The sequence below is a fragment of the Nocardiopsis sp. EMB25 genome, assembly GCF_026797795.1.
Lineage (GTDB): Bacteria > Actinomycetota > Actinomycetes > Streptosporangiales > Streptosporangiaceae > Nocardiopsis > Nocardiopsis lucentensis.
In genome coordinates, this window is record NZ_JAMTDN010000001.1 from 5,677,587 (window position 1) to 5,701,911 (window position 24,325).

General features: G+C 71.6%; 21 protein-coding genes and 1 pseudogene. 14 read left to right on the forward strand and 8 right to left on the reverse strand.

The genetic code is table 11. The annotated features are described in order from the left end of the window. Window positions 1-26 precede the first annotated feature (26 nt). From KIK06_RS25275 to KIK06_RS25285, 3 genes are all read right to left on the reverse strand, one after another. On the reverse strand, window positions 27-950 hold the full coding sequence (locus KIK06_RS25275) for a glutaminase (protein WP_268645395.1): 924 nt from the start codon (window positions 948-950) through the stop codon (window positions 27-29). 155 nt (window positions 951-1,105) lie between these two features. Further along, window positions 1,106-1,795 (reverse strand): response regulator, encoded by a 690-nt coding sequence (locus KIK06_RS25280; protein WP_268645396.1) that lies wholly within the window; start codon window positions 1,793-1,795, stop codon window positions 1,106-1,108. Next, window positions 1,792-2,982 (reverse strand): sensor histidine kinase, encoded by a 1,191-nt coding sequence (locus KIK06_RS25285; protein ID WP_268645397.1) that lies wholly within the window; start codon window positions 2,980-2,982, stop codon window positions 1,792-1,794. The genes KIK06_RS25280 and KIK06_RS25285 overlap by 4 nt, the downstream gene beginning before the upstream one ends. A gap of 201 nt (window positions 2,983-3,183) precedes the next feature. Here KIK06_RS25285 and KIK06_RS25290 point away from each other — a divergent pair, with 201 nt between their 5' ends. Further along, window positions 3,184-3,423: a hypothetical protein gene (locus KIK06_RS25290; RefSeq protein ID WP_017602370.1), complete on the forward strand. Its 240-nt coding sequence runs from the start codon at window positions 3,184-3,186 to the stop codon at window positions 3,421-3,423. Window positions 3,424-3,549: 126 nt separating this feature from the next. Continuing rightward, the gene (locus tag KIK06_RS25295) at window positions 3,550-4,353 is read left to right on the forward strand and encodes an NAD-dependent epimerase/dehydratase family protein (protein ID WP_268645398.1); all 804 of its coding nucleotides are present in this window, start codon (window positions 3,550-3,552) and stop codon (window positions 4,351-4,353) included. 108 nt (window positions 4,354-4,461) lie between these two features. Here KIK06_RS25295 and KIK06_RS25300 read toward each other — a convergent pair whose 3' ends face one another. Further along, window positions 4,462-5,616, reverse strand: coding sequence for an acyl-CoA dehydrogenase family protein (locus KIK06_RS25300; protein WP_017602368.1), 1,155 nt, complete (start codon window positions 5,614-5,616; stop codon window positions 4,462-4,464). A gap of 173 nt (window positions 5,617-5,789) precedes the next feature. Here KIK06_RS25300 and KIK06_RS25305 point away from each other — a divergent pair, with 173 nt between their 5' ends. The 4 genes and pseudogenes from KIK06_RS25305 to KIK06_RS25320 all read left to right on the forward strand — a co-directional run. After that, window positions 5,790-6,560 (forward strand): TetR/AcrR family transcriptional regulator, encoded by a 771-nt coding sequence (locus KIK06_RS25305; protein ID WP_040692293.1) that lies wholly within the window; start codon window positions 5,790-5,792, stop codon window positions 6,558-6,560. A gap of 94 nt (window positions 6,561-6,654) precedes the next feature. Then, window positions 6,655-8,277 (forward strand): peptide chain release factor 3, encoded by a 1,623-nt coding sequence (locus KIK06_RS25310; protein ID WP_268645399.1) that lies wholly within the window; start codon window positions 6,655-6,657, stop codon window positions 8,275-8,277. A gap of 761 nt (window positions 8,278-9,038) precedes the next feature. After that, a complete protein-coding gene (locus KIK06_RS25315) occupies window positions 9,039-10,328 on the forward strand; it encodes a citrate synthase (protein ID WP_017600814.1) in 1,290 nt (429 codons plus the stop codon). A gap of 188 nt (window positions 10,329-10,516) precedes the next feature. Next, a pseudogene (locus KIK06_RS25320) lies at window positions 10,517-11,080 on the forward strand (HdeD family acid-resistance protein); the annotation flags it as partial. 219 nt (window positions 11,081-11,299) lie between these two features. Here KIK06_RS25320 and KIK06_RS25325 read toward each other — a convergent pair. Continuing rightward, entirely contained in the window at window positions 11,300-11,614 is a 315-nt protein-coding gene (locus tag KIK06_RS25325; RefSeq protein ID WP_268645400.1) for a putative quinol monooxygenase, read from the reverse strand. Between the two features lie 221 nt (window positions 11,615-11,835). Between KIK06_RS25325 and KIK06_RS25330 the strand changes: the two genes are divergently transcribed. The 7 genes from KIK06_RS25330 (at window position 11,836) to KIK06_RS25360 (ending at window position 20,251) form a co-directional block, all read left to right on the forward strand. Further along, window positions 11,836-13,074, forward strand: coding sequence for a hypothetical protein (locus KIK06_RS25330; protein WP_268646183.1), 1,239 nt, complete (start codon window positions 11,836-11,838; stop codon window positions 13,072-13,074). Between the two features lie 284 nt (window positions 13,075-13,358). Continuing rightward, the gene (locus tag KIK06_RS25335; RefSeq protein ID WP_442789835.1) at window positions 13,359-15,389 is read left to right on the forward strand and encodes a tetratricopeptide repeat protein; all 2,031 of its coding nucleotides are present in this window, start codon (window positions 13,359-13,361) and stop codon (window positions 15,387-15,389) included. A 17-nt stretch (window positions 15,390-15,406) separates the two neighbouring features. Then, window positions 15,407-16,798 carry a PP2C family protein-serine/threonine phosphatase gene (locus tag KIK06_RS25340; RefSeq protein ID WP_268645402.1) on the forward strand — a complete coding sequence of 464 codons (1,392 nt, stop codon included), beginning with the start codon at window positions 15,407-15,409 and terminating at the stop codon, window positions 16,796-16,798. Between the two features lie 73 nt (window positions 16,799-16,871). Further along, the gene (locus tag KIK06_RS25345) at window positions 16,872-17,552 is read left to right on the forward strand and encodes an FHA domain-containing protein (RefSeq protein WP_268645403.1); all 681 of its coding nucleotides are present in this window, start codon (window positions 16,872-16,874) and stop codon (window positions 17,550-17,552) included. 6 nt (window positions 17,553-17,558) lie between these two features. Then, window positions 17,559-19,016, forward strand: a complete 1,458-nt coding sequence (locus KIK06_RS25350; protein ID WP_268645404.1) for a hypothetical protein — start codon at window positions 17,559-17,561, stop codon at window positions 19,014-19,016. A gap of 22 nt (window positions 19,017-19,038) precedes the next feature. After that, window positions 19,039-19,866 carry a glutamate ABC transporter substrate-binding protein gene (locus tag KIK06_RS25355; protein WP_017600805.1) on the forward strand — a complete coding sequence of 276 codons (828 nt, stop codon included), beginning with the start codon at window positions 19,039-19,041 and terminating at the stop codon, window positions 19,864-19,866. Window positions 19,867-19,948: 82 nt separating this feature from the next. Beyond that, a complete protein-coding gene (locus KIK06_RS25360) occupies window positions 19,949-20,251 on the forward strand; it encodes a DUF6221 family protein (protein ID WP_268645405.1) in 303 nt (100 codons plus the stop codon). A 43-nt stretch (window positions 20,252-20,294) separates the two neighbouring features. Here KIK06_RS25360 and KIK06_RS25365 read toward each other — a convergent pair whose 3' ends face one another. Together KIK06_RS25365 and idi are read right to left on the reverse strand one after the other, a co-directional pair. Then, on the reverse strand, window positions 20,295-20,960 hold the full coding sequence (locus KIK06_RS25365; protein ID WP_017600803.1) for an HAD family hydrolase: 666 nt from the start codon (window positions 20,958-20,960) through the stop codon (window positions 20,295-20,297). Window positions 20,961-21,165: 205 nt separating this feature from the next. Beyond that, window positions 21,166-21,744: an isopentenyl-diphosphate Delta-isomerase gene (gene idi / locus KIK06_RS25370; protein WP_017600802.1), complete on the reverse strand. Its 579-nt coding sequence runs from the start codon at window positions 21,742-21,744 to the stop codon at window positions 21,166-21,168. A 147-nt stretch (window positions 21,745-21,891) separates the two neighbouring features. Between idi and KIK06_RS25375 the strand changes: the two genes are divergently transcribed. Beyond that, window positions 21,892-23,358 (forward strand): SDR family oxidoreductase, encoded by a 1,467-nt coding sequence (locus KIK06_RS25375; RefSeq protein ID WP_268645406.1) that lies wholly within the window; start codon window positions 21,892-21,894, stop codon window positions 23,356-23,358. A 2-nt stretch (window positions 23,359-23,360) separates the two neighbouring features. Here the strand turns inward: KIK06_RS25375 and KIK06_RS25380 are convergent, their stop codons facing one another. Further along, window positions 23,361-24,041 (reverse strand): response regulator, encoded by a 681-nt coding sequence (locus KIK06_RS25380; protein ID WP_268645407.1) that lies wholly within the window; start codon window positions 24,039-24,041, stop codon window positions 23,361-23,363. Window positions 24,042-24,325 lie beyond the last annotated feature (284 nt).

Consider the following 24,325-nt stretch of genomic DNA (forward strand, 5'->3'; position numbering starts at 1 on the left):
CGTCCCGGACGCACCGCGCCGGACCCTCAGAACACCGAGCACCGCGTGATGTCGGTGAAGGCCTCCAGCGCCAGCGCGCCCGTGACCGAGTTGCCCTTGGGGTCCAGCCCCGGGGCCCAGGCCACCACCGCGTACCTGCCGGGCACCACCGACAGGATGCCGCCGCCCACCCCGCTCTTGCACGGCAGTCCGACACGGTAGGCGAACTCGCCCGCCGCGTCGTAGGTGCCGCAGGTGAGCATCACCGCCATGATCCGGCGGGCGTCCTCGCGGCTCACCAACCGGGTGCCGTCCGCCCGGACCCCGTGCCTGGCCAGCACGAGCCCGGCCCGGGCCAGGTCCTCCGCGCTGATGGTGATGGAGCACTGGCGGAAGTAGTGGTCGAGCGCTTGGGGGACCGGGTTGCGCATGTTGCCGAAGCTCGCCATGAGATAGGCCAGCGCTCGGTTGCGGTGGCCGGTCTCGGTCTCGGAGCGCGCGGTCACCGCGTCCACGTCCAGCCCCGGGTTGCCCGTCTCCTCGCGCAGCAGGTCCCGCAAGGCCCCCAACGCGTCGCCGGTGTCGCTGAGCAGCTGGTCGGTGACCACGATCGCGCCGGGGTTGATGAACGGATTGCGCGGGACGCCGCTCTCGAACTCCAGCTGGTACAGCGAGTTGAACGCGTTGCCGGACGGTTCCCGGTGCACGCGCCGCCAGATCCCGTGGCCGGACCGGCTCATCACCAGCACGAGCGTGAACAGCTTGGAGACGCTCTGGATGGAGAACGGCACCGTCGAGTCGCCGACCGCGTGCACCTCGCCGTCGACGGTGGCCACCGCGAACCCGAACTGGTGCGGGTCGACCTTGCTCAGCTCCGGGATGTAGTCGGCGTCCCGGCCCTCCCCGATGTGCGGTCCGGCCCGCTCCATGACGGCGTCGAGCACCCTGGGCAGGTCGACGCGGCGGGTCACGGCCCCTCACCCCTCTCGCCCCACTGATCATGCGATGGTCACACACAGTATGCGGGTCGGTGTCAGCGGAGCGGGGGAAGCTCCCCGGACGTCCCCGCGCGGCCCGGCGTGTCCGGCCCGTCGCACGCTCGGATCCGCCGGGTCGCGGGCCCGGATCAGTCCGTTCCGTCGAGGAGCCGGGCGTCGTGCACCAGCAGGGCGATCTGCACCCGGTTGTTGAGCCCGAGCTTGGTGAGGACGCCGGACACGTGCGTCTTGACCGTCGGCACGCTCAGGAACAGCCGAGACGCGATGTCGGCGTTGGACCGTCCCTGGCCCACCGCCACCGCCACGTCGAGCTCGCGCGCGTTGAGTGCCGCGAGCCGCCCCCGGGCCCGTTCCGCGCGCTCGGCGTGGTCGCCCGCGGCCACGCGGTCGATGAGGCGTCGCGTCACGGCGGGGGACAGGACGGGCAGGCCGCGGGCCACCTGGCGGACGGACTCCACGATCTGCTCGGGAGGGGTGTCCTTGAGAAGGAAGCCCGCGGCCCCCGCCCGCAGGGCACGCAGGACGTGCTCGTCGGCGTCGAAGGTGGTGAGGACGAGCACCTCGGGGGCGTCGGGGCGGGCCCGCAGGCGCTCGGTGGCGGTCAGGCCGTCCACCGCGGGCATCCGGATGTCCATCAGCACCACGTCCGGCGCGTGCTCGTCGACCAGGTCGGGAACGGCCCCGCCGTCCTCGGCCTCGGCCAGGACCCGGATGTCGGGCGCGCCGCCCATCATCATCACCAGGCCGACCCGCACCAGCGCGTCGTCGTCGACGATCACCACACCGATCTCGCGGGCGTCCCGCTCGGTCTCGCTCATGCTGGCCACGGTAGCCACGCGGACAGGCGCCAGCCACCACCGCCGGTCGGACCGTACTCCAGGCGGCCCGACGCCAGCGACACGCGTTCGGCCAACCCGACGAGACCCCGCCCCGCGCCGTCGACCGGGCCGGGCGGCCGAGGCGCGGACGCGGGGCCGTTGCGCACCTCCACGGTCAGCCCCTCACCGGGGGCGCCCGTCACGTGGACGAGGGTGTCGGCCCCGGACGCGTGCTTGCGGACGTTGGTCAGGGCCTCCTGGACGACCCGGTAGGCGGTGCGGCCCACCCGTTCGGGGACCGAGCCCTCGCAGTCGCGCACCAGTTCCACCCGGGCGCCGACATGGTCCGCCTCCTCCACCAACTGTTCCAGGTCGGCCAACGTGGGCTGGGGAAGCTCTCCCACGGGCGCACGTAGCACGCCGATCACCTCCCGCAGGTCCTGGAGTGCCTGGTGGGCGCTCTCGCGGATCACCGACGCCGAACGGGCGACCTCCTCGGGGGAGGCGTCGGGCCGGTACTCCAGGGCTCCCGCGTGCACGCTGAGCATGGACAGGCGGTGGCCGAGCACGTCGTGGATCTCCCTGGCGATGGCCTCGCGTACCTGGTGCTGGGCCTGCTCCGCCCGGAGCCGGGCCTCGGCCTCGGCGTGCACGGCCCGGTCGCGCAGCGACTCCACGAGCTTCCTGCGATGGTGGACGGTCAGCCCCCATCCGGTGACGGTGCCCAGGATCGCCACCCCCAGCAGGAAGTCGACGAAGAGCGGCACGAAGGGGTCGGGCCAGAGGAACGAGTAGAGGAAGGACGTCCCCACGGCGAGGCCGAACACCGACAGGCTGATCCTCGGCGGGCGGTGCACGGCCAGGGAGAAGAGCGCGATGAGCATCGCCCCGGCGATGAGCGCGGACACACTCGACAGCACGACCAGGACCACGGCGATCCCGATCGGCCAGCGCCGGCGCCACCACAGCGCCACACAGCCCGCGAACGCGACCAACTGCTCGGCGACCGCCAACCAGAGGGGAAGGTCGCGGCGTACGTCCGGTCCGGCCGGGCCGTGCGGGGACTCGCCGAGATCGGCGGTGACCATGAGCCCGAACCCGACGGCGAGCAGGAACATCGCCAGGTCCACGAGCCAGTCGCGTGTGCCGCGCCGTCGTCGCGGCCCGGGGGCCGTGGAAGCGTTCATCGCCCGGAGTCTACGGTTCGCCCGGCCGCCGGGGGCACCACGCGCCGGAGCCGGGGACCGACGTCGGCCGGATCCATACTTTGGTCGGGTCGCGGGGGCACGGCGGTCGGCCGATGGGCGGCGCGGATCCGTGCCTTGGGCGGCGCGACCGGGCACCGACGTCCGATGTGCGCGCCCCGCGCCCTCCCTAGCGTGGGTCCCATGCGAAAGATCCTCCAGGGCACCGGGGCCCTCGTCTTCCTCATCGGGGTCAGCGGCGCGATCGACCACCTGTGGTACCAGCCGTTCTTCGGGATCGTCCTCAACTCGTTCAACCGCCTCGTCGTCCCGAACGTGGCGTTCCTCCAGGAGTCCGCGCTGTTCGCCAACCTCGCGGTGGCGGTCGTCGGCGCGGTCATGGTCCTGGCGGCCGAGGCGCTGGCTCCGGGGCGCCGTCACTGAGGGGACACCCCTGGAGCTGGAACGTTACGCGCGGTGTGCGTCGGTCGGTACCGTGGGGCCCGAACGGGGCGCGGACACCGGTGGGAGACACCCCCCGGAGCGAACCGATCGTGGGGGGTCTATCCGATGAGCACACTCGTCACCGGCGCCACCGGGATGGTGGGCCGACGCGTCCTGACCGAGCTGCGTCGGCGCGGGGTGGACGCGACGGGGGCGTCGCGGACCTCCCAGACCCGACTGGACTGGACGGACACCTCCAACTGGGACGACGTCCTCGACGGCGTGGAGAGCGTCTTCGTGGTGACCCCGACGGGCAGTGGGCTGGGAAACCGCGTGGCGGGGTTCCTGGACCGGGCCGCGGAGGCCGGTGCGCGCAACGCCGTCGTCCTGTCCTGTATGGGCGTCGCGGTCGCCTCCGACCAGGGAGTGGTCGAGCGGAGGGCGAAGGAGCGGTTCCCCAGGTGGACGGTGCTGCGCTCCAACTGGCTCGACCAGGACCTCACCGAGGGCGCCTTCGCCCGCATGGCGCGCTCCCGGAACGGCAAGCTCGAACTGCCGGTCAAGAAGCGGACGGCGGTCAGCTTCGTGGACGCGAGGGACGTGGCCAACGCGGCGGTCGCGGCCCTGGTGGAGGACCACCACGGTCGGGAGTACACGCTGACCGGACCCCAGGCGCTCACGTTCCGCGAGGTGGTGCGGATGACGAAGGGCACCGACAGCCCGGTGTGGCGGTTCAAGACGGTGGACGAGTCGCGGTTCTACTTCCGGGCCACGGACGGGGGCTGGGGCGAGCGGTACGTCGACACGCTCAACGAGCGGTTCGCCGCCGCCGTCGCGGGCGGAGCCGCCGAGGTCACCGAGGACGTGCGCGCGGCGCTGGGCCGGGACCCGATCCCCTTCGCGCGGTTCGTGCGCGAGTCCACGGTCTGACCGGCGCCCTCCGGGTACCGAACACACACGGAACACGGGAGGCCCCGGCCGTCCCGCTTCCTTCCGCTGGAAGGGCGGGACGACCGGGGCCTTCGTGCCGGCTACGGCCTACTTCAGCAGCTGGCGGGCCATCACCAGGCGCTGGATCTGGTTGGTGCCCTCGTAGATCTGGGTGATCTTGGCGTCGCGCATCATGCGCTCGAGCGGGAAGTCCTTCACGTAGCCCGCGCCGCCCAGCAGCTGCACGGCGTCGGTGGTGATCTCCATGGCGGCGTCGGAGGCGTAGCACTTGGCGGCGGCGCCGTAGAAGGGCAGGTCGTCGTCGCCGCGCTCGGACTTGGCGGCGGCCACGTACACCATCTGCCGGGCGGTCTCCAGCTTCATCGCCATGTCGGCCAGCATGAACTGCACGCCCTGGAAGTCGGCGACGGCCTTGCCGAACTGCTTGCGCTCCTTGACGTAGGCCACGGCGTGGTCCAGGGCGCCCTGGGCGATGCCGATGGCCTGCGCGCCGATGGTGACACGGGTGTGGTCCAGGGTGCGCAGGGCGATCTTGAGGCCCTCGCCCGGAGCGCCGACCATGCGGTCGCCGGGGACGCGCACGTTGTCGAAGAACAGCTCACGGGTGGGGGAGCCCTTGATGCCGAGCTTGCGCTCGGGCTCGCCCAGGCTGAAGCCCTCGTCGTCGGCGTGCAGAACGAACGCCGAGATGTTGCGGCCGCGGGCGCCCTCGGGGTCGGTCACGGCCAGGACCGTGTAGTACTCGCTGACCCCGGCGTTGGTGATCCACGACTTCTGGCCGTTGAGGATCCAGTCGTCGCCGTCGGCCACGGCCTGGGTACGCATGCTCGCGGTGTCGGAACCGGCCTCGCGCTCGGACAGTCCGTAGGAGAACATCGCCTCGCCGCTGGCGACCTTGGGCAGGTAGCGCTGCTTGACCTCCTCGGACGCGCCGAGGATGAGCGGCATGGTGCCGAGCTTGTTGACGGCCGGGATCAGTGAGGACGAGGCGCACGCGCGGGCGACCTCCTCGATGATGATGCAGGTCGCGAGGGCGTCGGCGCCCACGCCGTCGTACTTCTCCTCGATGTGCGCGGCGTGGAAGTCCGTGGCGACCAGAGCGTCGTGCGCGGCCTGGGGGAAGGAGCTGGTCTCGTCGACCTCGGCCGCGTGCGGGGCGATCTTGTCCTCGGCGACGGAGCGCACGGCCTCGCGCAGCTCCTCGTGCTCCTCGCTGGTCTTGAACAGGTCGAAGTCGCTCATGTCCGTTCCCTCTCCGGTGGCGTGTCCCGATCCATGGCACCGCGTGCCGGTGTATGGCATCCAGTGCCAGGGTAGGGGGTGAACAGGACGAAGTACACAGACGAGGTCGGATACCTTCTGGGTGTCGTCCGAGACGGACGGACCAGGACACCGAGGTGAAGGGGGTGGACCCCATGGCCGGGACGGGTGCGCGGGAGCGCGCCGAGGCGCGGGGCGGGGCCGCGCGCACGGACACGCGCGACGTGGTGCTCGCCGCGGTCCGGCTCTTCACCGACGACGGGTTCGAGGCCACCACCATGGAGGGCATCGCCGTCGCCACGGGGGTCAGCCGCCGCAGCCTGTTCCGCAGGTTCGGCTCGAAGGAGGACATCCTCTTCGCCGAGCACGACGAACTCTTCTCGACCGTGGTCCGCTACCTGGAGGCATCGCCGGACGATCCGCTGAGCTCGGTGTGCGCGGCCGCGCGCCTGGTCCTCCAGGGGTACCTGCGCGACCCGGAGATCACCGTCCCCCGGTACCGGCTCGTGCGCGCCCACCCGCGGCTGCGCGACCGAGAGGTGGCCATGACCGCCCGCTACCAGGCGGCCTTCACCCGGTACCTGGCCGCTGACGGCGGGGAGGGGCACTCCCTGGCCGCCGGTGTGGTGGCCGCGTCCCTGATCGCCGCGCACAACCACGTCCTGAGGTCGTGGCTGCGCGCCCCCGACCAGGACCCCGGAGAGGTGTGGGAGCGGTTCGACACCGCGACGGCCCTGGTGCGCCGGACGGCCGAGACCGTGTTGGACACCGGGGGGCGGGGGGAACCCCCGGGCGGGGATCGGGCGGAGCCGGAGGCGCTCACGGGCGAGAGCGTGCTGGTCGCGGTCTATCCCAGCGACACCGGTCGCGACGAGCTGCTGCGCCGGATCACCGCGGCGGTACGGGAACCGCGCGCGACGTCGTGACCGGGTTGTCCACAGGCCGCCCCGGGGAGTCCGTCACCGGGCGTACTCTGGACGGGGTCGAAGTAGTAGGAGCGACGCGGGACGGGCAGCGGGAATGAGCGTGGATCAGGCGGGCACGACGCGGCAGGAGGCCGAGGTCGAGCGGGAGGCGGGACGTCGGCGGACGTTCGCGGTGATCTCGCACCCCGACGCCGGTAAGTCGACGCTGACCGAGGCGCTGGCCCTGCACGCGGCCGCGATCTCCTCGGCGGGCGCGGTCCACGGCAAGGGCGACCGCAGGGGGGTGACCTCGGACTGGATGCAGATGGAGCAGGACCGGGGGATCTCGATCACCTCGGCCGCGCTGCGCATCGACTACTCCGACCGGGTGCTGAACCTGCTGGACACCCCCGGTCACGCGGACTTCTCCGAGGACACCTACCGGGTGCTGTCGGCGGTGGACTGCGCGATCATGCTGCTGGACTCGGCCAAGGGCCTGGAGCCGCAGACGCTCAAGCTCTTCGACGTGTGCCGGGCGCGGAAGATGCCGGTCATCACGTTCGTCAACAAGTGGGACCGGCCGGGCCGCGAGCCGCTGGAGCTGCTGGACGAGATCGAGCAGCGCATCGGGTTGCGACCGACCCCGCTGAACTGGCCGGTGGGCATCGCCGGTGACTTCCGCGGCCTGATCGACCGCGCCAGCGGCGCCTACACCAAGATGACCCGTACCCCCGGCGGCGCCCAGAAGGCGATCGAGGAGACCCTGGAGGCGGGCGAGGCGGCCCGGCTCGAGGGCGCCGAGTGGGAACAGGCCCAGGAGGAGATCGAACTCCTCCAGGCCCTGGGCGCCGACTACGACGAGGAGTCCTTCCTGGCGGGGGAGTCCTCTCCGGTGCTGTTCGGCGCGGCGCTGCCCAACTTCGGTGTGGGCCAGCTGCTGGAGGCGGTCGTGGGCCTGGCGCCCGCTCCGGCGGCCAAGGCCGACGACCGGGAGCGCCCGCGCGAGGTGTCGGCTCCGTTCTCCGGCCAGGTCTTCAAGATGCAGGCCAACATGGACAAGAACCACCGGGACCGGATGGCGTTCGTGCGGGTCTCCTCGGGGCGGTTCGAGCGCGGGATGGTGCTCACCCACGCGGCGACGGGGCGTCCGTTCGCGACCAAGTACACCCAGGCGGTGTTCGGCTCGGACCGGTCCACGATCGACACCGCCTACCCGGGCGACGTGATCGCACTGGTCAACGCCCAGGCGCTGGCCGTGGGCGACACCCTCTACGACGGCCCCAAGGTCAACTACCCGGCGATTCCGAGCTTCGCCCCGGAGCACTTCGTGGTGGCGCGAGCGCAGGACGCGGGCAAGTACAAGCAGTTCCAGCGCGGGATCGCCCAGCTGGACGCCGAGGGTGTGGTGCAGGTGCTCACCTCGGACGTGCGCGGGGAGCAGGCCCCGGTGCTGGCGGCGGTGGGTCCGCTGCAGTTCGACGTGGTCAAGCACCGCATGGAGCAGGAGTTCCGGTCCCCGATCGAGACCTCGCCGCTGGAGTACTCGGTGGCGCGGCGTACCGACGCCGAGTCCGCGCCGGGGCTGCACGCGCTGTCCGGGGCGGAGGTGCTGCGGCGGCGCGGTGACGGGGAGCTGCTGGTGCTGGTGCACAACAAGTGGCGGCTGCGGGTGATCGAGCGCGACCACCCCGATCTGTTCATGGAACCTCTGCTGGCCGGAGGCGTCGAGGAGGAGTAGCCCCGGACTGTGACGAAAAAGCCGCCACTCGGGGGTTTCACTTCGGCGCCTTCGGGGCACTGACATCCCTTCCGCCGGGGCAATGACTGTCGGTGCGGCGGCGGTCGGACGCAATCAGGACCATCGGTCCTATGGCCTTGTCGTGCTCTGTTTACCGGAGTTCTCACATGCCGTCCGGTGCGGGTGTGAACTCGTGTGTTCTCCGTACCACCTCCGAACACAGTGAGCGCGTTGGCATGTGGCCAGAGTGACGGACGGGGTCGTGGGGCGCCTCGCAGAGGCCAAGATCACCGAACTGTCGGCACCCCTCCTCAACCCCCGTGATCAGCGCGAAGGTACCCTGTGGGAAGGCCACTAGGGCGCGTACGGACACCCCGTCGCACCGGGCTTCGCGGCACCTGTCCACATCTGTGAAGGGTGCCCGAAGGCCACCGGTTCGACGGGTGTCGGAGTGCTCAGGGGACCGGCACAGGAGGCTGGGCGCCATCGGGAGAACCCCGGTGTCGTCCGCGACGCCTCAGGGCGATCACGGAGTAATCGACGGTCGGCAAAGTTTGTAAATCTTCACCGTGCGGTAATTCTGCCCCCACGTGGGTATGTGTTGCATGTCACCTGTTCGTGAATCGGTGAAACTTATATGATTTTGCTTAACCGTCGTTTAACAAAACAGAACAATAACGAGTGAATCAAGAACGCGGCGGCTGACCGCCCCGCGTCTGAGCACCTCACGTATCCCCCGCCTGGAAAGGTTGACCTCGGGCATGAGCGAAGACGACAAAGAGCGCACGGTGGAGCTCCACTACGAGGGCGGCGTGCTGAAGCTGCCGGTGTTCACCGGCACCGAGGGTGAGCGCACCATCGAGCTGAAGACCCTGCTGGGCTCGACCGGTATGACCACCCTGGATCCGGGGTTCGGCAACACCGCTTCGTGTAGCTCGAAGATCACCTACATCGACGGGGCCGCGGGCATCCTGCGCTACCGCGGATACCCGATCGAGGACCTCGCCGTGGGCGCGACCTTCCTCGAGGTCGCCTACCTGGTGATCTACGGCGAGCTGCCGGAGTCCGGCCAGCTCAAGGAGTTCTCCGACAAGCTGCGCGAGAACGCCGACATCCCGGCCGACATGGGTACGCTGATCGACGCGATGCCCCGCAACGGACACCCGATGTCGCTGCTGGCCAGCGCCGTCAACACCCTCGCGGCGTACTACGACGACAGCGTCGACCCCTCCGACGAGAACCAGGTGGAGCTCGCCACGATCCGGCTGTTGGCCAAGCTGCCGACGATCGCGGCCCGCATCTACCGCAACTCCATCGGCGAGAAGCCGATCGCCCCGGACGACTCCCTCGACTACGTCGAGAACTTCATCCGGATGACCTTCGGAGACAACGCTCCCACCGGCAACCTCGGCGACCTGTTCAACAAGGCCGTCGGGATGCTGCTGGTCCTGCACGCGGACCACGAGCTGAACTGCTCCACCGCCACCGTGCGCGTCGTGGGCTCCTCGCAGGCCGACATCTTCGCCAGCGTCGCCTCGGGCGTCAACGCCCTGTCCGGCCCCTCCCACGGCGGCGCCAACCAGGCCGTCCTGGAGATGCTGGAGGGTATCCGTGACTCGGGCACCAGCATCGAGGACTTCCTGGAGCGGGTGAAGGCCCGCGAGGTCCGCCTGATGGGCTTCGGCCACCGCGTGTACAAGAACTTCGACCCGCGGAGCAAGGAGATCAAGGTTCTGGCCAGCCAGATCCTTGACCACGACGACAACCCGGACGAGCTGTTCAAGCTCGCCCTCAAGCTGGAGGCCGCCGCGCTCGCGGACTCCTACTTCACCGAGCGGAAGCTCTACCCGAACGTCGACTTCTACACCGGCGTCATCTACCGCACCATGGGCTTCCCGAACAACATGTTCACCGTGCTGTTCGCCCTGGGCCGTCTGCCCGGGTGGATCGCCCACTACCGCGAGCAGCTGCACGACCCGGCCTTCCGGATCGCGCGCCCGCGTCAGCACTACATCGGTTCCGCCGAGCGCCGCTACCCCGGCCAGGGCTGATCCCGAGACCCGCACCGCCCGCTCCCGTCACCGGGGGCGGGCGTTGCCGTGTCCGGCTCCGTCAACCACACCTACCCTCCCTTGCCAGGTATTTTGCCCGTCGACTGTCGTGGGGGCGCGGCCCAGAGGGAAGTTGCATCCTGAGGTCCCGTGATCACGGGTGACCGCGAGGGACTCGGGAGGCTGGGATGGTCCGGTACGCGTTGGCCGGCGACATGCTCGGAGAGATGAGCCGGAACTGGTGGATGGTGGTCCTGCGCGGCGTCGCCGCCGTGGTCTTCGGCCTGCTCGCCCTGTTCTGGCCGGGGCTCACCCTGGTCGCCCTGGCCATCGTCTTCGGTGTGTTCGCCCTCGTCGACGGATGCGTGCTGGGGGCGGCCGCCTTCCGCGCGACACCGGGCACCCGGGCGTCGATGATCGTCCAGGCGGTACTCAGCGTCATCATGGGTCTCATCGCGTTGATCTGGCCCCTCGTGGCGGTCATGGCGCTGGTGTTCGTGATCGGTGCCTGGGCGATCGTGACGGGTGTGGCCGAGATCGTCACCGCCGTCCGGCTGCGGGCGCGCATCAGCTCGGAGTGGCTGCTCATCTTCCTCGGCGCCCTGTCGATCGTGTTCGGTCTGCTGCTGTGGTTCTGGCCGCTGGAGGGCGCGCAGGCCATCGTGCTCGTGGTGGGGATCTACGCGATCATCTTCGGTGTCGTGCTCGCGGTGGCCGGTTTCCGGCTGCGCGGTGTCGCCGAGGCGTTCGCCCTGCCCGGGAACCACATGCGGAGGGAACCCGGGGACACGGGGCCGGACGAGGGCGACGAGCCGCCGGGCCCCGTCGCCACCTGACCGTGTTCTCTCGGGGCCTCCGCCGCGCCTCGGCCCGCCCGTCGCCCTCCACCACCCTCAAACGACGCCTGCGGCGCGGTTCCTCCCTCTTCGTCACCCGGGGGCCGCTTCGCGGCGGGCGCCCTCAACGGACGGTCAGGGCCCGCCGATGACGCGGGTACCGAGATGGTCGACCTGGCTTCCGGGGACGACCAACGCGGCCTTCTCCTCCTGCCAGGCGAGGAAGTGCGGTGCGCGGCGGTGCGCCCGGAGCGCCTCCTCGTCGGCGAACACCTCATAGACCCAGAACACGTCCGGGTCCGCCGCGTCCTGGGTGACCTCGAACCGCAGACAGCCGGGCTCGTCGCGCAGCGCGGCGGCGGCGTTGCGGGAGATCCCGGTGAGGAAGTCCTCGCGGCGGCCCGGCGACACGCGGATCGAGATGACGAGTGCCACCGCCTGGTCGGCCACGATTCCTCCACTGTTCTCGGCGCCGGGGGTGTCCCGAGGATACGTCCCCCATGGCCGGTCACGGCCGAACACCGGGACGCCCTTGTGGTTCGGCAGGACGGCGGCCAGACTCGTATCTGGACATCGAGAGGACGGGGCCGTTCACGTGGATCGGGCGTGGACGCGTGACACGGGGAGTGATGTGGAAGGTGGGGAGCGCGCCAGGGGCACGGATGCCTCCGATGAGCTGGGAGGGCATCGACCACGCGCTCAACCGTGTGCGTGGTGAGGCGGATCGGATCGCCCTCTACCGCACCGACCTGGACGGCCACGTCAGCCACCGCCTGCTCCGGGAGGCGGACCTGGTCGGACGCACCAGACTGCGCTGGGAGAGGGCGGACGCGCACGTCCGCAGCCTGTGGGCGGCGCACCCCGCCGTGCGGGACGTGGTCGAGCGCGCCACCGATCTGCGTGTCTCGGGCGACCCCGACTCCCAATGCGAGCTCACCCGTCTCCTCGACGGCCCCTCGGTGGTGCTTCCGCGTACCGACACCCGTCCGGACGCCTCCGACGAACGGATCACCCTCGCGGAGGCCATCGCCCGGGTGACGGCCGACTACGAGGAGGTCACCGAGGCCATCTCCGCCGTCGAGACCGCCTGGGACGCCCTCCACCCCCGGCTCGGCGAGCTGGAATCCATGTGGCACGAGATCGGCACGTACGCCGACATGATCGGCCTCGGCGAGGACGAGTACGAGGACCTGCGCGCCGCCCTCTTCCGGATCGGTGAGGTGATCCGCCGCGACCCGCTGTCGCTCGTCGTCGGCGGACGCGTGGTCACCACCGAGATCGAGCGCCTGCGCGGACTGCTGGACCGCACCCGGGGCGAGCTCCGCGACGCCCTGCGCATGCGTGACTCCTACCACGAGACCGTTGACCGCCTCCGCTTCGCCGTCGACGACGTCGAGATGGTCATCGGGCGGGCCCACCGCCTGCGCGCGCAGGTCGTCGCCAAGGTCTCCTCGCCCGAGGTGCCCGACGTCCCGGACCCGGTCCCCGGTCTGCGCTCGGGCGTCGCCGCGCTGGACGACCTCCGCGCCGGCGGGCGCTGGCGCGAACTCGGCTCCCGTCTGGGCGAACTCCAGCGCGCCATTCACCTCGCCGCCGACGACGCCCGCGACCGGGAGGTCGGGCTCACCCGTCTGCTGGAACGCCGGGCCGAGCTGCGTGGCCGACTGGACGCCTTCCGCGCGCTCTCGGTCAGGCTCGGCCTGGCCGGTGACGTGCGGCTCGCCGGGCTGCACGGCGTGGCGCACTGGGAACTGTGGTCGGTCCCCTGCGACCTGCGCGCCGCCACCGTCGCGCTGGCCGCCTACCTCAGCGCGCTCAAGGAGGTGTCCGGGGCCGACTTCCCCGAAGACGGAACCCCCTCCGGCGCCGGAGAGCCGGGCGGCGGGAGTGAAGGAGGTGCGCACACGTGACGACCGCGTGCACGGAACCCGACTGCGACGGCCGGATCGAGGGCGGTTCCTGCCGTACCTGCGGCCGTGCGCCGGGCGACGTACTCCACGCCAGGACCGAGCAGGTCCCCCTGGCACCTCGGCCCGCCTCCCAACCGGTCCCGTGGGTGCGCCCTCCCGGAACTCCGCCGGGGGACCGTGTCCCCCTCCCCGGCGGCGCCGGGTCCGGAGACACCACGGGCACCGGGAACGTGCACGGCACGGGTGCGGGGTCGGCCGGGAGCAGCCGCCGCTCCGCGCGCGGCATGCTCGGGATGGGCATGGTCCAGGTGCCCATGGTCCCTTACCGGAATCCGGCCGAGGCGGTCATGACCGAGCCCGTCGTCGCGGAGAAGAACCGCTTCTGCGGCGTCTGCAACGACCGGGTCGGCCGCTCCCGTGACGGCCGTCCCGGCCGGACCGAGGGGTACTGCCGCAGCTGCGGCACCCCCTTCTCCTTCACACCCAAGCTCGCCGCGGGCGACCTGGTCGGTGGGCAGTACGAGGTGCTCGGCTGTATCGCCCACGGTGGGCTGGGCTGGATCTACCTGGCCAAGGACCGCAACGTCAACGACCGTTGGGTGGTACTCAAGGGCCTGCTCAACGCCGGGGACGCGGAGGCGCACAGGGCGGCCGCCGCCGAGCGCGCCTTCCTGTCGGAGGTCGAGCACCCCAACATCGTCAAGATCATCAACTTCTCGCAGTACCCCGACCCCGACACCGGTATCCCCGCCGGCCACATCGTCATGGAGTACGTCGGGGGCAAATCGCTGCGGCAGTTGCTCACCGAGCGCGGGGAGCCGGGCACCGGCTACGAGGTCCTGCCCGTCGACCAGGTCATCGCCTACGGTCTGGAGAGCCTGCGCGCCCTCGGCTACCTGCACAGCAAGGGTCTGCTCTACTGCGACTTCAAGCCGGACAACGTCATGCAGAGCGAGGAGCAGATCAAGCTCATCGACCTGGGTGGCGTGCGGCGTATGGACGACACCTCCAGCTCCGTCTACAGCACGCCCGGCTACCGGGTGCCGGAGGAGGAGCTGCGTTCCCCCGGCCCCTCGATCAGCTCCGACCTCTACTCCGTGGGACGGTCCCTGGCCGTCCTCAGTTTCCGGTTCGACGCCAGACGCGAGCACGCGCACACCCTCCCGCCCGCCGACACCGTGCCGCTGCTCAGACGGCACGAGTCCTTCGACCGCCTGCTGCGCCGCAGCACGCGGGCCGAACCGGACCTGCGCTTCCAGGACGCCGACGAGATGGCCGACCAGCTCACCGGCGTCCTGCGCGAGGTGCTGTCCGACATCAAGGGCTCGCCGCACCCGGCGTCCTCCACTCTGTTCGGCGGTGAGAACACGGTGGGCGGCACCGAGATCGGCGCACTCGACGCCGACCGGCTGCTCGCTCCACCGCCGCCCATCGAGGCCGCGGCGCTCCTGCCCAGGCCCCTCATCCACGACGACGATCCGGCCGCCCAGCAACTCCGGGGGTTCTCCGCCCTGAGCGACGAGGAGCTGATCCCCATCCTGCGGGGCAGAGCCGCACCCTCACCCGAGACCCTGCTCATGCTGTGCCACGCGCTGATCACGGCGGGCCGCCACAACGAGGCCATGGACGCCCTGAACCGCTTCAGCGAGGAGGTCCCCGACGACTGGCGCACCATGTGGTACCTCGCCGTCGCCGCGTTGAGCAAAGGCCACTTCCGTGAGGCCGGCGACCACTTCGACCGCATCTACGACCACCTGCCGGGGGAGAGCGCCCCCAAACTCGGCCTGGCCATCGCCAGCGAACGGCTCGGCGACCACGCGACCGCCGCCCGCCAGTACCAGACGGTGTGGAGCACCGACCACTCTTTCGTCAGCGCCGCCTTCGGCCTGGCACGGATCCGCCTCGCCCAGGACGACCGGGCGGCGGCGATCTCGGTCCTGGACACCGTGCCCGAGCTGTCCAGCCAGTACGTGCACGCCCAGACCGCGCTCGTGTCCGTCCTGTCCACCCGGCACGGCTCCACGGACGCGGCGGAGTTCCTGGAGGCGGGTCAACGCCTGGAACGGCTCGGTCTGGACGGCGACTCCACCGACCGGCTCGCCGCCCGGGTCCTGGAGAACGTCCTGGTCTGGCTCGACGCGGGTGGCCGCGCGCCGGCGGACCGTGTGCTCCTGGGAGCACCGCTCTCGGAGGACGGTGTGCGTGCCAACCTGGAACGGCGTTACCGTACCCTGGCTCATCGCGCCGCCTCGGTGCGTGAACGCCACGAACTCGTGGACAAGGCCAACTCCCTACGCCCCGTGACGCTGCTGTGAGAATCGAAGGTACGTCGATGTCCAAGGTGCGGACCTGCCCTGCCTGCGCCGACAGAGTGGCCGCTGGTGACAGCTTCTGCGAGGGGTGCGGCCGCACCCTTCCGAGCGACATCAGGGACGCTCCCGCCGAGAACCCCGACACGGTGCCCACCGCGCCCCAGGTGAGCCTGTCGGGGGCCACCCGCCCGAGTCCCGACGGCGGCGAACGTCCCGGTCTGACGCCCGAGGACGGCGCGCCCACCGCGCCCCAGGTGAGCCTGTCCGCTGCCACGCGTCCGCGGTCCGGCGGCGGTGCCGACGCCCTGGCCACCCAGCCCCTGCGGCGCGACGCCGTCCTCCCCGCCCCGACGGGTGAGCCCCGGGGCCCCGCCGATGGTGCCCACGGCCCGGCCGAGACCTCCAGACCTCCCAGACCCTCCGGTCAGGCGGGGTCCTCCGAACAGTCCGTCCCGACCGTGCCGGAGTGGCCGCCGCCCGCCACCGGAAGCGTCCCGGTCACTCCCACCAACCCCGCCCTCTGCACGTGGTGCCCGGGGCGGGTGCGGGACGGGTACTGCATGACGTGCGGCCTGCTCCAACCCACCGGGCGCGACCACGTCGAGGTGTCCACCGAGAGCGCCGCGGGCGTCAGTGACCGCGGACTGCGGCACAAACGCAACGAGGACGCCATGGCGGTCCGCGTCCTGCCCGCCGACGACCCCCACGCGCCCGGCGCGGTCCTCGCCGTGGTCTGCGACGGGGTGTCCACCTCGCCCCGCCCCGACGAGGCCTCCCGTGTGACCGCCGAAGCCGGCGTCGCCGTCCTCGTCGAGCGCATGCGCCAGGGAGCCGACCCCCGCGAGGCCACCGGCGCGGCGATGACCCACGCCGCCCGTGCCGTGGCCGCGATCGCGGAGTCGCCCCGGTCCGCGCCCGCCTGCACGTTCGTCTCCGCCGTCGTGCGCCCCGACACCGGAACCGTCACCGTCGGGTGGGTCGGCGACAGCCGCGCCTACTGGCTGTCCGGCGGTCCCGCCGCCAGCGCGTCCGCCCTCCTCACCAAGGACGACTCCTGGAGCGAGGCCATGGTGCAGATGGGCATGCTGTCCCGGGAGGAGGCCATGCGCTCGGCGAACGCGCACGCTCTCGTCGCGTGGATGGGCGCCGACTCCGGGGAGGTCGACGCGCACGTCTGCACCGTCACCCCCACCGGACCCGGAGCCGTCGTGCTCTGTACCGACGGTCTGTGGAACTACTATCCGGAGGCCGCCGACCTCACCGCCGCCGTCCCCGGTGCCGGAACCGCGCCCCGGGAGGCCGCCCGCAGGTACGTCGACCTCGCGATCAGGGCCGGCGGCAAAGACAACATCACCGTGGTGGTCATACCGGTGCCCGGCCGACGAGGGGGACCCCGTGCCGGACAGGTCTGACCACCCTGACAGACCCTCCCGCCACACCCGGACCCCTCCCCGCGACGCCCCGGGACCCAGGTAGGAGGGACCCATGCCGAGCTGCCCCTCCGGTCACAGTTCCACCGCGACCGACGTCTGCGACGTCTGTGGCCTGCGGCTGCCCCGACCCCGTCAGCCGCTGTCGGTGGTTCCCCACGGCCCGACCGAACCACCGCTCCCCTGGACGGCCGCCGAACCCCGCGGCGGCCCCTGCCCCGTCTGCGCCACGTCCCGCACCGGCCGCTTCTGCGAAGAGTGCGGCTTCGACTTCGCCTCGCGTTCCGGCGGCCGCCGACGCCGTCCCGGGGCCGCGGACTCCGCGACCGGGATCCCGTGGCTCGCGATCGTGGCCGCCGACCCCGCCTACTACCAGTACATGGCCGACCAGGGCAGGCTCGACACGTCCCAGCTCCCCTTCCCCACGCACCACCGGCAGCGTCGGGTCAGGCTCCAGGGTGAGCGCGTGCACATCGGCCGGCGCAGCGTCAAACGGGAGTTCACTCCGGAGATCGACCTCGGCGGCCCCGACGGGGACCCCGCCGTCTCCCGCGTCCACGCGATCCTGTTGCCCGCGTCCGGCGGTACCTGGGCGGTCGTCGACCCGGGATCAGCCAACGGGACGACGATCAACGGAGCCGTCGACCCCATCCCCCGCAACGTGGAGGTTCCCCTGAATGACAGTGATCGGATCTACGTCGGCGCGTGGACGGCCATCACCGTGCAGAAGGGGTGAGGCCCGGTGACCGGCCACCCTCCGGGGTCCCCGCCCCGGACCGGGCGCCGCCGGTTCCGGCTCAACTCCACCCCGGCCCGGGTGTGGGCGCTGACGATGGTGTGCGTCGTCGCCGTCACGGGGCTGTTCGCGTCCGCGCACACCACCCTGGGCCAGGCCCGAACCGGGCTCGACGTGCTCGGCCGCGACGCGGGACCGCGCGCCATGGCCACCACCGACCTGTACCTGGCCCTGGCCGACATGGACGCGCGCATGGCCGACGTCCTGCTCATGGGGACCGGTCACGACCTGGGGTCCGGGCGCGCCGACGCCCTGGACCGCTTCGAGGCCAGCCGCCGCCAGGCCAACGAGGCGCTGCTCCACGCCGCCTCACTCACCGAGGGCGACAGCGTGGAGGAGCGCACCGTCCAGGCGGTCCTGGACGGGATGGGCTCCTACGAGCGGCACGCCTCCCGCGCCCGCCTGCTCAACGACGAGGCACAGGCCCCGCCGGGAAGGGTGGACGAGGAGGCGCTGGAGGAGTACCGGCGGGCGACCCAGCTGATGCACACGGAGCTGCTGCCCAAGGCGTTCAACCTGGGGTTGGACTCCTCCGCGATCGTGCGGCAGAACCATGAGGAGGGGCAGCGTTCGGTCGCGCAGGGAATGCTGACGGTCGGCGCGGTCGGCGCGGCCACGATCGTGGCGCTGGTCGCGCTCCAGCTCTACTTGCGCGTACGTTTCCGCCGCCGCCTCAACATCCCCCTCCTGGCCGCGACCGCCGGGGTCCTCCTCCTGACCGTCGGCGTCGTCATCACGCTCGAACTGAGCAACGGGTACCAGCGCGGCGCCAAGGAGGAGGGGCTGGACGCGGCGATGGCGCTCGCACGGGCGGGGGCGATCGCCACCGACATGCAGGCCGACCAGAGCCGCTTCCTCGGCGACCCCGAACTGGCCGACAACTACCAGCAGGTCTACCTGGAACGGGCCCAGCAGGTTCTGTTCCGGCCCGCCGAGAACCTGGACCAGTACTACACGGCGGTCGACGAGGTCGCCGACGCCTACCCCGAGCTGCCGGGGCCGGACGACCCCGACGACGATGACCCCGGCACCCTCGGGTACCTCGGCGAGCGGGCACAGGGGTCACTGCTGCCCGGCCAGGAGGACGCGCTCGCCGAGGTGCTGGAGACCTACGAGCGGCTGCACGCGGCCGACCGCGACCTGCGCGCCGCCGCCCGCGACGGCGATCTGGCCGCCGCGGTCGAGACCCGCATGTCCGTCGCCGACTCGCGCGACGGCACCTTTCCCGCCTACGTCGCCGCTCTGGACGAACTGATCGCCCTGCACCGGACCACCTTCGTCGACGGCATCGCGCGAGGGGACGCGGTGCTGACCCCCTGGCGGCTGGGGCTCCCCGTGTGCGTCCTGGCCGTGCTCGCACTGATCGCGCTCGGGGTCCGCCCCCGGCTGGCCGAGTACCGCTGACACCTGAGAGAGGAACGGGCCGATGAGGTTGCGACACCGTCCCGCCGCCGCGGCGGCCGCCCTGGTGCTGGGACTGTCCGCGTGCTCCGAGGCGCTGGGGGAGGAGGTCTCGGTGCTCGACGCGGAGTCGATCACCGTGGGCGTCAAGTACGACCAGCCCGGCACCGGTCTGCGGGGCCCCGACGGCGAACTGACCGGCTTCGACGTGGACGTCGCCTACTACCTCACCGAGCGCCTGGGCTTCCCCGCCGACCGCGTGGAGCTGGTGGGGGTCACCTCCGCCGAACGCGAGGACCTGCTCATCGGCGGCGAGGTGGACATGGTCGTGGCGACCTACTCCATCACCCAGGCCCGCAAGGCCGATGTGACCTTCGGCGGACCGTACTACGTGGCCCAGCAGGACCTGCTCGTCCGGGCCGAGGACACCGACATCGACGACGTACGCGACCTGGAGGGGCTCCGCGTGTGCCAGGGGAAGGGGTCGAACTCGGCGCGGCGGATCACCCAGGGGCTCGGCATCCGGGTCGAGCAGACGGACGCCCCCAGCTACGGCGCGTGCGCCGACGCCCTGCGTGAGGGCGAGGTGGACGCGATGTCCACGGACAACCTGATCCTCGCGGGCTTCCTGGCCCAGGCCCCCGACACCTTTCGGCTGGTCAACAACCCGTTCACCGAGGAGAAGTACGGTGTCGGGCTGCCGCACGGCGATGTGCGCGCGTGCGAGGCGGTCAACAAGGCGATCACCGAGATGTACCAGGACGGAACCGCGGGGCAGCTGTTGGAGACGTGGTTCGGGGAGACCGGTCTGGACCTCGTCACGAGCGTCCCGCAGTTCGAGGGTTGTCCCTGACGGTGAGTGGATCGCCACCGGAGAATCACGGATACTGGGCCAGGTGTAGGGCCGTACGGTGACCGGAGGGGAGTCGTTTCCGTTGACCATCGTCGAGTTCCTCAACACGCGCCTGGACGAGGACGAACGCGCGTCGAGGGCCGTCCCCGCGGGAGCCCGCGGCCGGGACCGGGCGCTGGCCGAGGTGGCGGCCAAGCGCATGATCGTGGAGGGGTACACCAAGGCCCACTCCGCCAGCATGCGCACCCTCGAACCCGCGCCCTCGTCACCGGCCGAGAGCGGAGGCGACCCGTGGTCGGAACTGCTCGCCTGGCGCCGGGCGGTGAAGTACCTGGCCACGGTGTACCGGAACCACCCCCAGTACGACCGGTCCTGGGAGGATTGAGCTGTGCTCGCTTCGGTCCTCGCCCCAGGGGCCGGGGCGCGGATCAAAGGTCCAGTAGGGCCTTGACCACCTGTTCGAGGTCCCGACCGGACACGTCCGGTGCCGGGAACACCGCCGGGAACCGGCCCTCCAGGTGGGCCGACCACCCGGTCACCAGCCCGGCGCGCGCGGCGCCGCCCACGTCCCACCCGTGCGCGGTGACCAGGCCGAGTTCGCGCGGGTCGACCCCCAGCTCCCGCGCCGCCGCGAGGTAGGGCGCCGCGGCCGGCTTCCAGGCGCCCGCCGACGCGCCGCCCAGCACTCCGTCGACCAGGTCGAGGATCCCCGCCCGCTCCAGCAGCTCCCGCGTCGGGCGTTCGTCGCCGTTGCCGAGGGTCACCACCCGCAGGCCCGCCTCGCGCGCGGCGGTCACGGCGGTCACGGCCTCGCTCCGGGGCTCGAGCCGCGCCATGCCCTCGATGACGGAGTCCTCGGCCGCCGGGGCGATCTGGTGCCCGGTGATGTCCCTGAGCGACCCCCGGGCCACGTCCTCGAACGAGCGGTCGCCGTCCAGGAGGGCGAGGGCGAAGGTGTCGCGGAGCACGTGGTCGCTCCAGCGGGTCATGAGTACGCGGGGGATCCCCGCCTCGCGGAACCGCCACTCCAGCGGGCCCAGCGGGAACAGGGTGTCGAGGACGTCGAAGGCGAGGGCGACGGGGCGAGGTGGCATCTGCTCGGCTCCTACCGGGGGGAGGGGTCGCTGAGACCGTCCTACCCAGAGAAGCCGCGGCTGTGCTTGCTTTGGGCCTCCGCTTCGCTTTGGCCCGGGTTCGGGCGCCCCGAAGGCAGGGATGCTTCATCCTCGTCTTCGCCTGACGCTCGTTCCTCGCTCGCGGCTCGACTCGTCTTGCAGCACCCTGCCGGCTCCCGAACCGTCACACCCGGGGAACCGGACCCGCCGCGTCCAGGGCGGGGATCTGTTCGGCCGCCCACGGGCTGATCGCCCACGGGGACCGCGCGGCCAACTCCACCAGGTCGGGCCACTCCACCCACGCGTACTCGGTCACCTCGTCGGGGTCGGGGGAGGGCTCCCCCTCCGCGCGGGCCCAGAACACCGGGCAGAACTCGTTCTCCACGATCCCCTCCGCCGACACCGCCCGGTAGCGGAACTCCGGCAGCGCCGGCCGGACCTCCGCCAGCTCCAACCCCAGCTCCTGGCCGACCCGGCGGCGCACGGCCTCCTCCAGACCCTCACCCGGGCCGGGGTGGCCACAGCAGCTGTTGGTCCACACGCCCGGCCACGTGGTCTTGGCCAACGCGCGCCGGGTGACCAGGACCCGACCGTCGGGCCCCAGGACGTAGCAGGAGAAGGCCAGGTGCAGCGGGGTGTCCGCGCTGTGCACGGTGGCCTTGTCGGCCACGCCCACCGGCCGGTGCCGTTCGTCGAGCAGGACCACGAGTTCGGGCGTGCCGCCCGTGTCCTCGGCCCGCGCGTCACTGGTCAGTCGGTTCACGGCTTCCCTCTCGTCTCACGACACCCGGTTCACCTCCATAGTCACCTCCGTCCCACACCGGATCGTTCCCCGCCTGGTCTCCGGGTGCGCATATGGTTCCTTTTGGCCCCGCCTCGGGGGCCGTGGAGGACAGTGGTGGAGTCAGCGGTGACGGAAGACGTGACGGAGACGACGGAGGCCGGAGTCGACCCGGAGCACCTGCGCGTGTGTCTGGACGTGCTCGCGCGGGTGGAGGGGCTGCCCACCGACCACCCGGACTCGCTCGTCCTGCAACGGGCCTCCGCCAAGCTCTTCAAGATCGTGAAGGAGAAGCGGCGGCGCGCCCGCAGGGACGCGGTGAAGGCGCACGACGACGCCGTGCTCGCCGCCACCGCCACCGCCGCCCCGGACCGGATCGACGACGAGACCAACGGCCGAGCCCTGACCAGCGGAGCGACCGGGGCCCTGGCCGGGGTGCTCAGGAAGGCCCGGCCCTGCTACGTGTGCAAGGAGAAGTACACGGAGGTCGACGCCTTCTACCACCAGCTGTGCCCCGCGTGCGCGGCCCTGAACCGGGAGCGCCGCAACGCGCGCACCGACCTGACCGGGCGGCGCGCCCTGCTCACCGGCGGCCGGGCCAAGATCGGCATGTACATCGCGCTGCGGCTGCTGCGCGACGGTGCGCACACCACCGTCACCACGCGGTTCCCCAAGGACGCGGTCCGCCGGTTCTCCGCCATGCCGGACAGCGGCCAGTGGCTGCACCGCCTCCGCGTGGTCGGCGTCGACCTGCGCGACCCCGCCCAGGTCCTGCGGCTGGCCGACGACGTGGCCGAGCAGGGGCCGCTGGACATCCTCATCAACAACGCGGCACAGACGGTGCGGCGTTCGCCGGGTTCCTACGGACCGCTCATCGCCGCCGAGGCCGAACCGCTCACGGGGGAGGGGCTGCCCGAGCCGCTGGTCCTCGGCGGAGTACGGCCCCGCGCACTGGAGGGAGCGCGGGAGAGGGAGGAGCTCCGGCTCGCCCCGCACGCGCTCACCCCGGAAATGCTCACCTCGCTGGCCCTGACCACCGGGTCGGCCTCGATGGAGCGGGTGCGTGAGGGCAACGCCATCGACGCCGGGGGGCTGGTGCCGGACCTGGCCCCCGTCAACAGCTGGACGCGGAAGGTCGGCGAGGTCGACCCCGTCGAGATGCTCGAAGTGCAGCTGTGCAACGTGAGCGCGCCGTTCATGCTCGTCGACCGCCTGCGCCCCGCCCTGGCGGCCTCGTCCGCGCGGCGCACCTACATCGTCAACGTGTCCGCCATGGAGGGCGTCTTCGGACGCGGCTACAAGGGCGCGGGCCACCCGCACACCAACATGGCCAAGGCCGCGCTCAACATGCTCACGCGGACCAGTGCCCAGGAGATGCTGGAGACCGACGGCATCCTGATGACCAGTGTCGACACGGGCTGGATCACCGACGAGCGGCCGCACCCGGACAAGGAGCGGATCGCCGACGCCGGGTTCCACGCGCCGCTGGACCTGGAGGACGGGGCCGCGCGCGTGTACGACCCCGTCGTCCGCGGCGAGCTCGGCGAGGACCTGTACGGCTGCTTCCTCAAGGACTACGCGCCCGCCGCCTGGTAGGCCTAGTCCACATGGCCGCCCCGGTAGGCCCAGGCGGCGACCTCGACCCGGTTGCGCGCCCCCAGCTTGTTCTGGACGCTCGCCAGGTGCGTCTTGACCGTGCTCACCGTGACGTACAGCTCCGCGGCCACCTCGGTGTTGGTCAGTCCGCGCGCCACCGCGCGCACGATGTCCAGCTCCCGGTCGGTCAACCCGACCGTGTCCCTCCTCGGCCGCGGACCCGTCTCGGCGAAGTGCCGCAGCAGCCGGACGGTGATCCTCGGGGAGACCATGGCGTCGCCCCGGGCCGCCGCGCGCACCGCCTCGATCAGCAGCGCCGGGCCCGCGTCCTTGAGCAGGAACCCGACGGCCCCGCCGGTCAACGCGGCGTGGACGTACTCGTCCAGGTCGAACGTGGTCACCACGACCACGCGCAGCGGGTCGGCCACCCCCGGACCGGCCAACCGCCGGGTGGCCTCCAACCCGTCCACCCCCGGCATGCGGATGTCCATGAGCGTCACGTCCGGGCGCAGTTCCCGCGCCAGCCGCACCGCCTCGACCCCGTCGCCCGCCTCGCCCACGACCTCGATGTCGTTCTCGGCGTCCAGCATGTAGCGGAACCCGGTCCGCACCATCTGCTGGTCGTCGGCGAGGAGGACTCTTACACATCTTATCCCGCCTGCGTCCGCCCGCGTTTCGTCCATGCCTGGACTGTAGCCTGCACCCGACAAACGGCCCCCGCTCCGAAGAGCGAGGGCCGTAGGTGGGTGGTTCAGACGTCGCGGCGGCTATCGCCTACGTGCCTACAGAGACAGGAGCGGGAAATCCTCTCCGAGTAGCCGTGTCAGGTCCGGCCACGATGTCCATCGCGACGGTGATGCCCAGCCGTTGCCTGTCCGCGGAGGCGGCTGCCTGCGCGGTTTCCCAGTGGCGGAAGCCGGGGCGGATGATCGCAGCAGGTGGGAAAGACTCGCGCACCTCGCGGACC

Bases quoted from the DNA above. Each gene is read 5' to 3' on its own strand.
- KIK06_RS25280 (WP_268645396.1), bottom strand. From the start codon at position 1,795: ATGAGCGAGACCGAGCGGGACGCCCGCGAGATCGGTGTGGTGATCGTC.
- KIK06_RS25285 (WP_268645397.1), bottom strand. From the start codon at position 2,982: ATGAACGCTTCCACGGCCCCCGGGCCGCGACGACGGCGCGGCACACGC.
- KIK06_RS25290 (WP_017602370.1), top strand. From the start codon at position 3,184: ATGCGAAAGATCCTCCAGGGCACCGGGGCCCTCGTCTTCCTCATCGGG.
- KIK06_RS25295 (WP_268645398.1), top strand. From the start codon at position 3,550: ATGAGCACACTCGTCACCGGCGCCACCGGGATGGTGGGCCGACGCGTC.
- KIK06_RS25300 (WP_017602368.1), bottom strand. From the start codon at position 5,616: ATGAGCGACTTCGACCTGTTCAAGACCAGCGAGGAGCACGAGGAGCTG.
- KIK06_RS25305 (WP_040692293.1), top strand. From the start codon at position 5,790: ATGGCCGGGACGGGTGCGCGGGAGCGCGCCGAGGCGCGGGGCGGGGCC.
- KIK06_RS25310 (WP_268645399.1), top strand. From the start codon at position 6,655: ATGAGCGTGGATCAGGCGGGCACGACGCGGCAGGAGGCCGAGGTCGAG.
- KIK06_RS25315 (WP_017600814.1), top strand. From the start codon at position 9,039: ATGAGCGAAGACGACAAAGAGCGCACGGTGGAGCTCCACTACGAGGGC.
- KIK06_RS25330 (WP_268646183.1), top strand. From the start codon at position 11,836: ATGAGCTGGGAGGGCATCGACCACGCGCTCAACCGTGTGCGTGGTGAG.
- KIK06_RS25335 (WP_442789835.1), top strand. From the start codon at position 13,359: ATGCTCGGGATGGGCATGGTCCAGGTGCCCATGGTCCCTTACCGGAAT.
- KIK06_RS25340 (WP_268645402.1), top strand. From the start codon at position 15,407: ATGTCCAAGGTGCGGACCTGCCCTGCCTGCGCCGACAGAGTGGCCGCT.
- KIK06_RS25345 (WP_268645403.1), top strand. From the start codon at position 16,872: ATGCCGAGCTGCCCCTCCGGTCACAGTTCCACCGCGACCGACGTCTGC.
- KIK06_RS25355 (WP_017600805.1), top strand. From the start codon at position 19,039: ATGAGGTTGCGACACCGTCCCGCCGCCGCGGCGGCCGCCCTGGTGCTG.
- KIK06_RS25365 (WP_017600803.1), bottom strand. From the start codon at position 20,960: ATGCCACCTCGCCCCGTCGCCCTCGCCTTCGACGTCCTCGACACCCTG.
- KIK06_RS25380 (WP_268645407.1), bottom strand. From the start codon at position 24,041: ATGGACGAAACGCGGGCGGACGCAGGCGGGATAAGATGTGTAAGAGTC.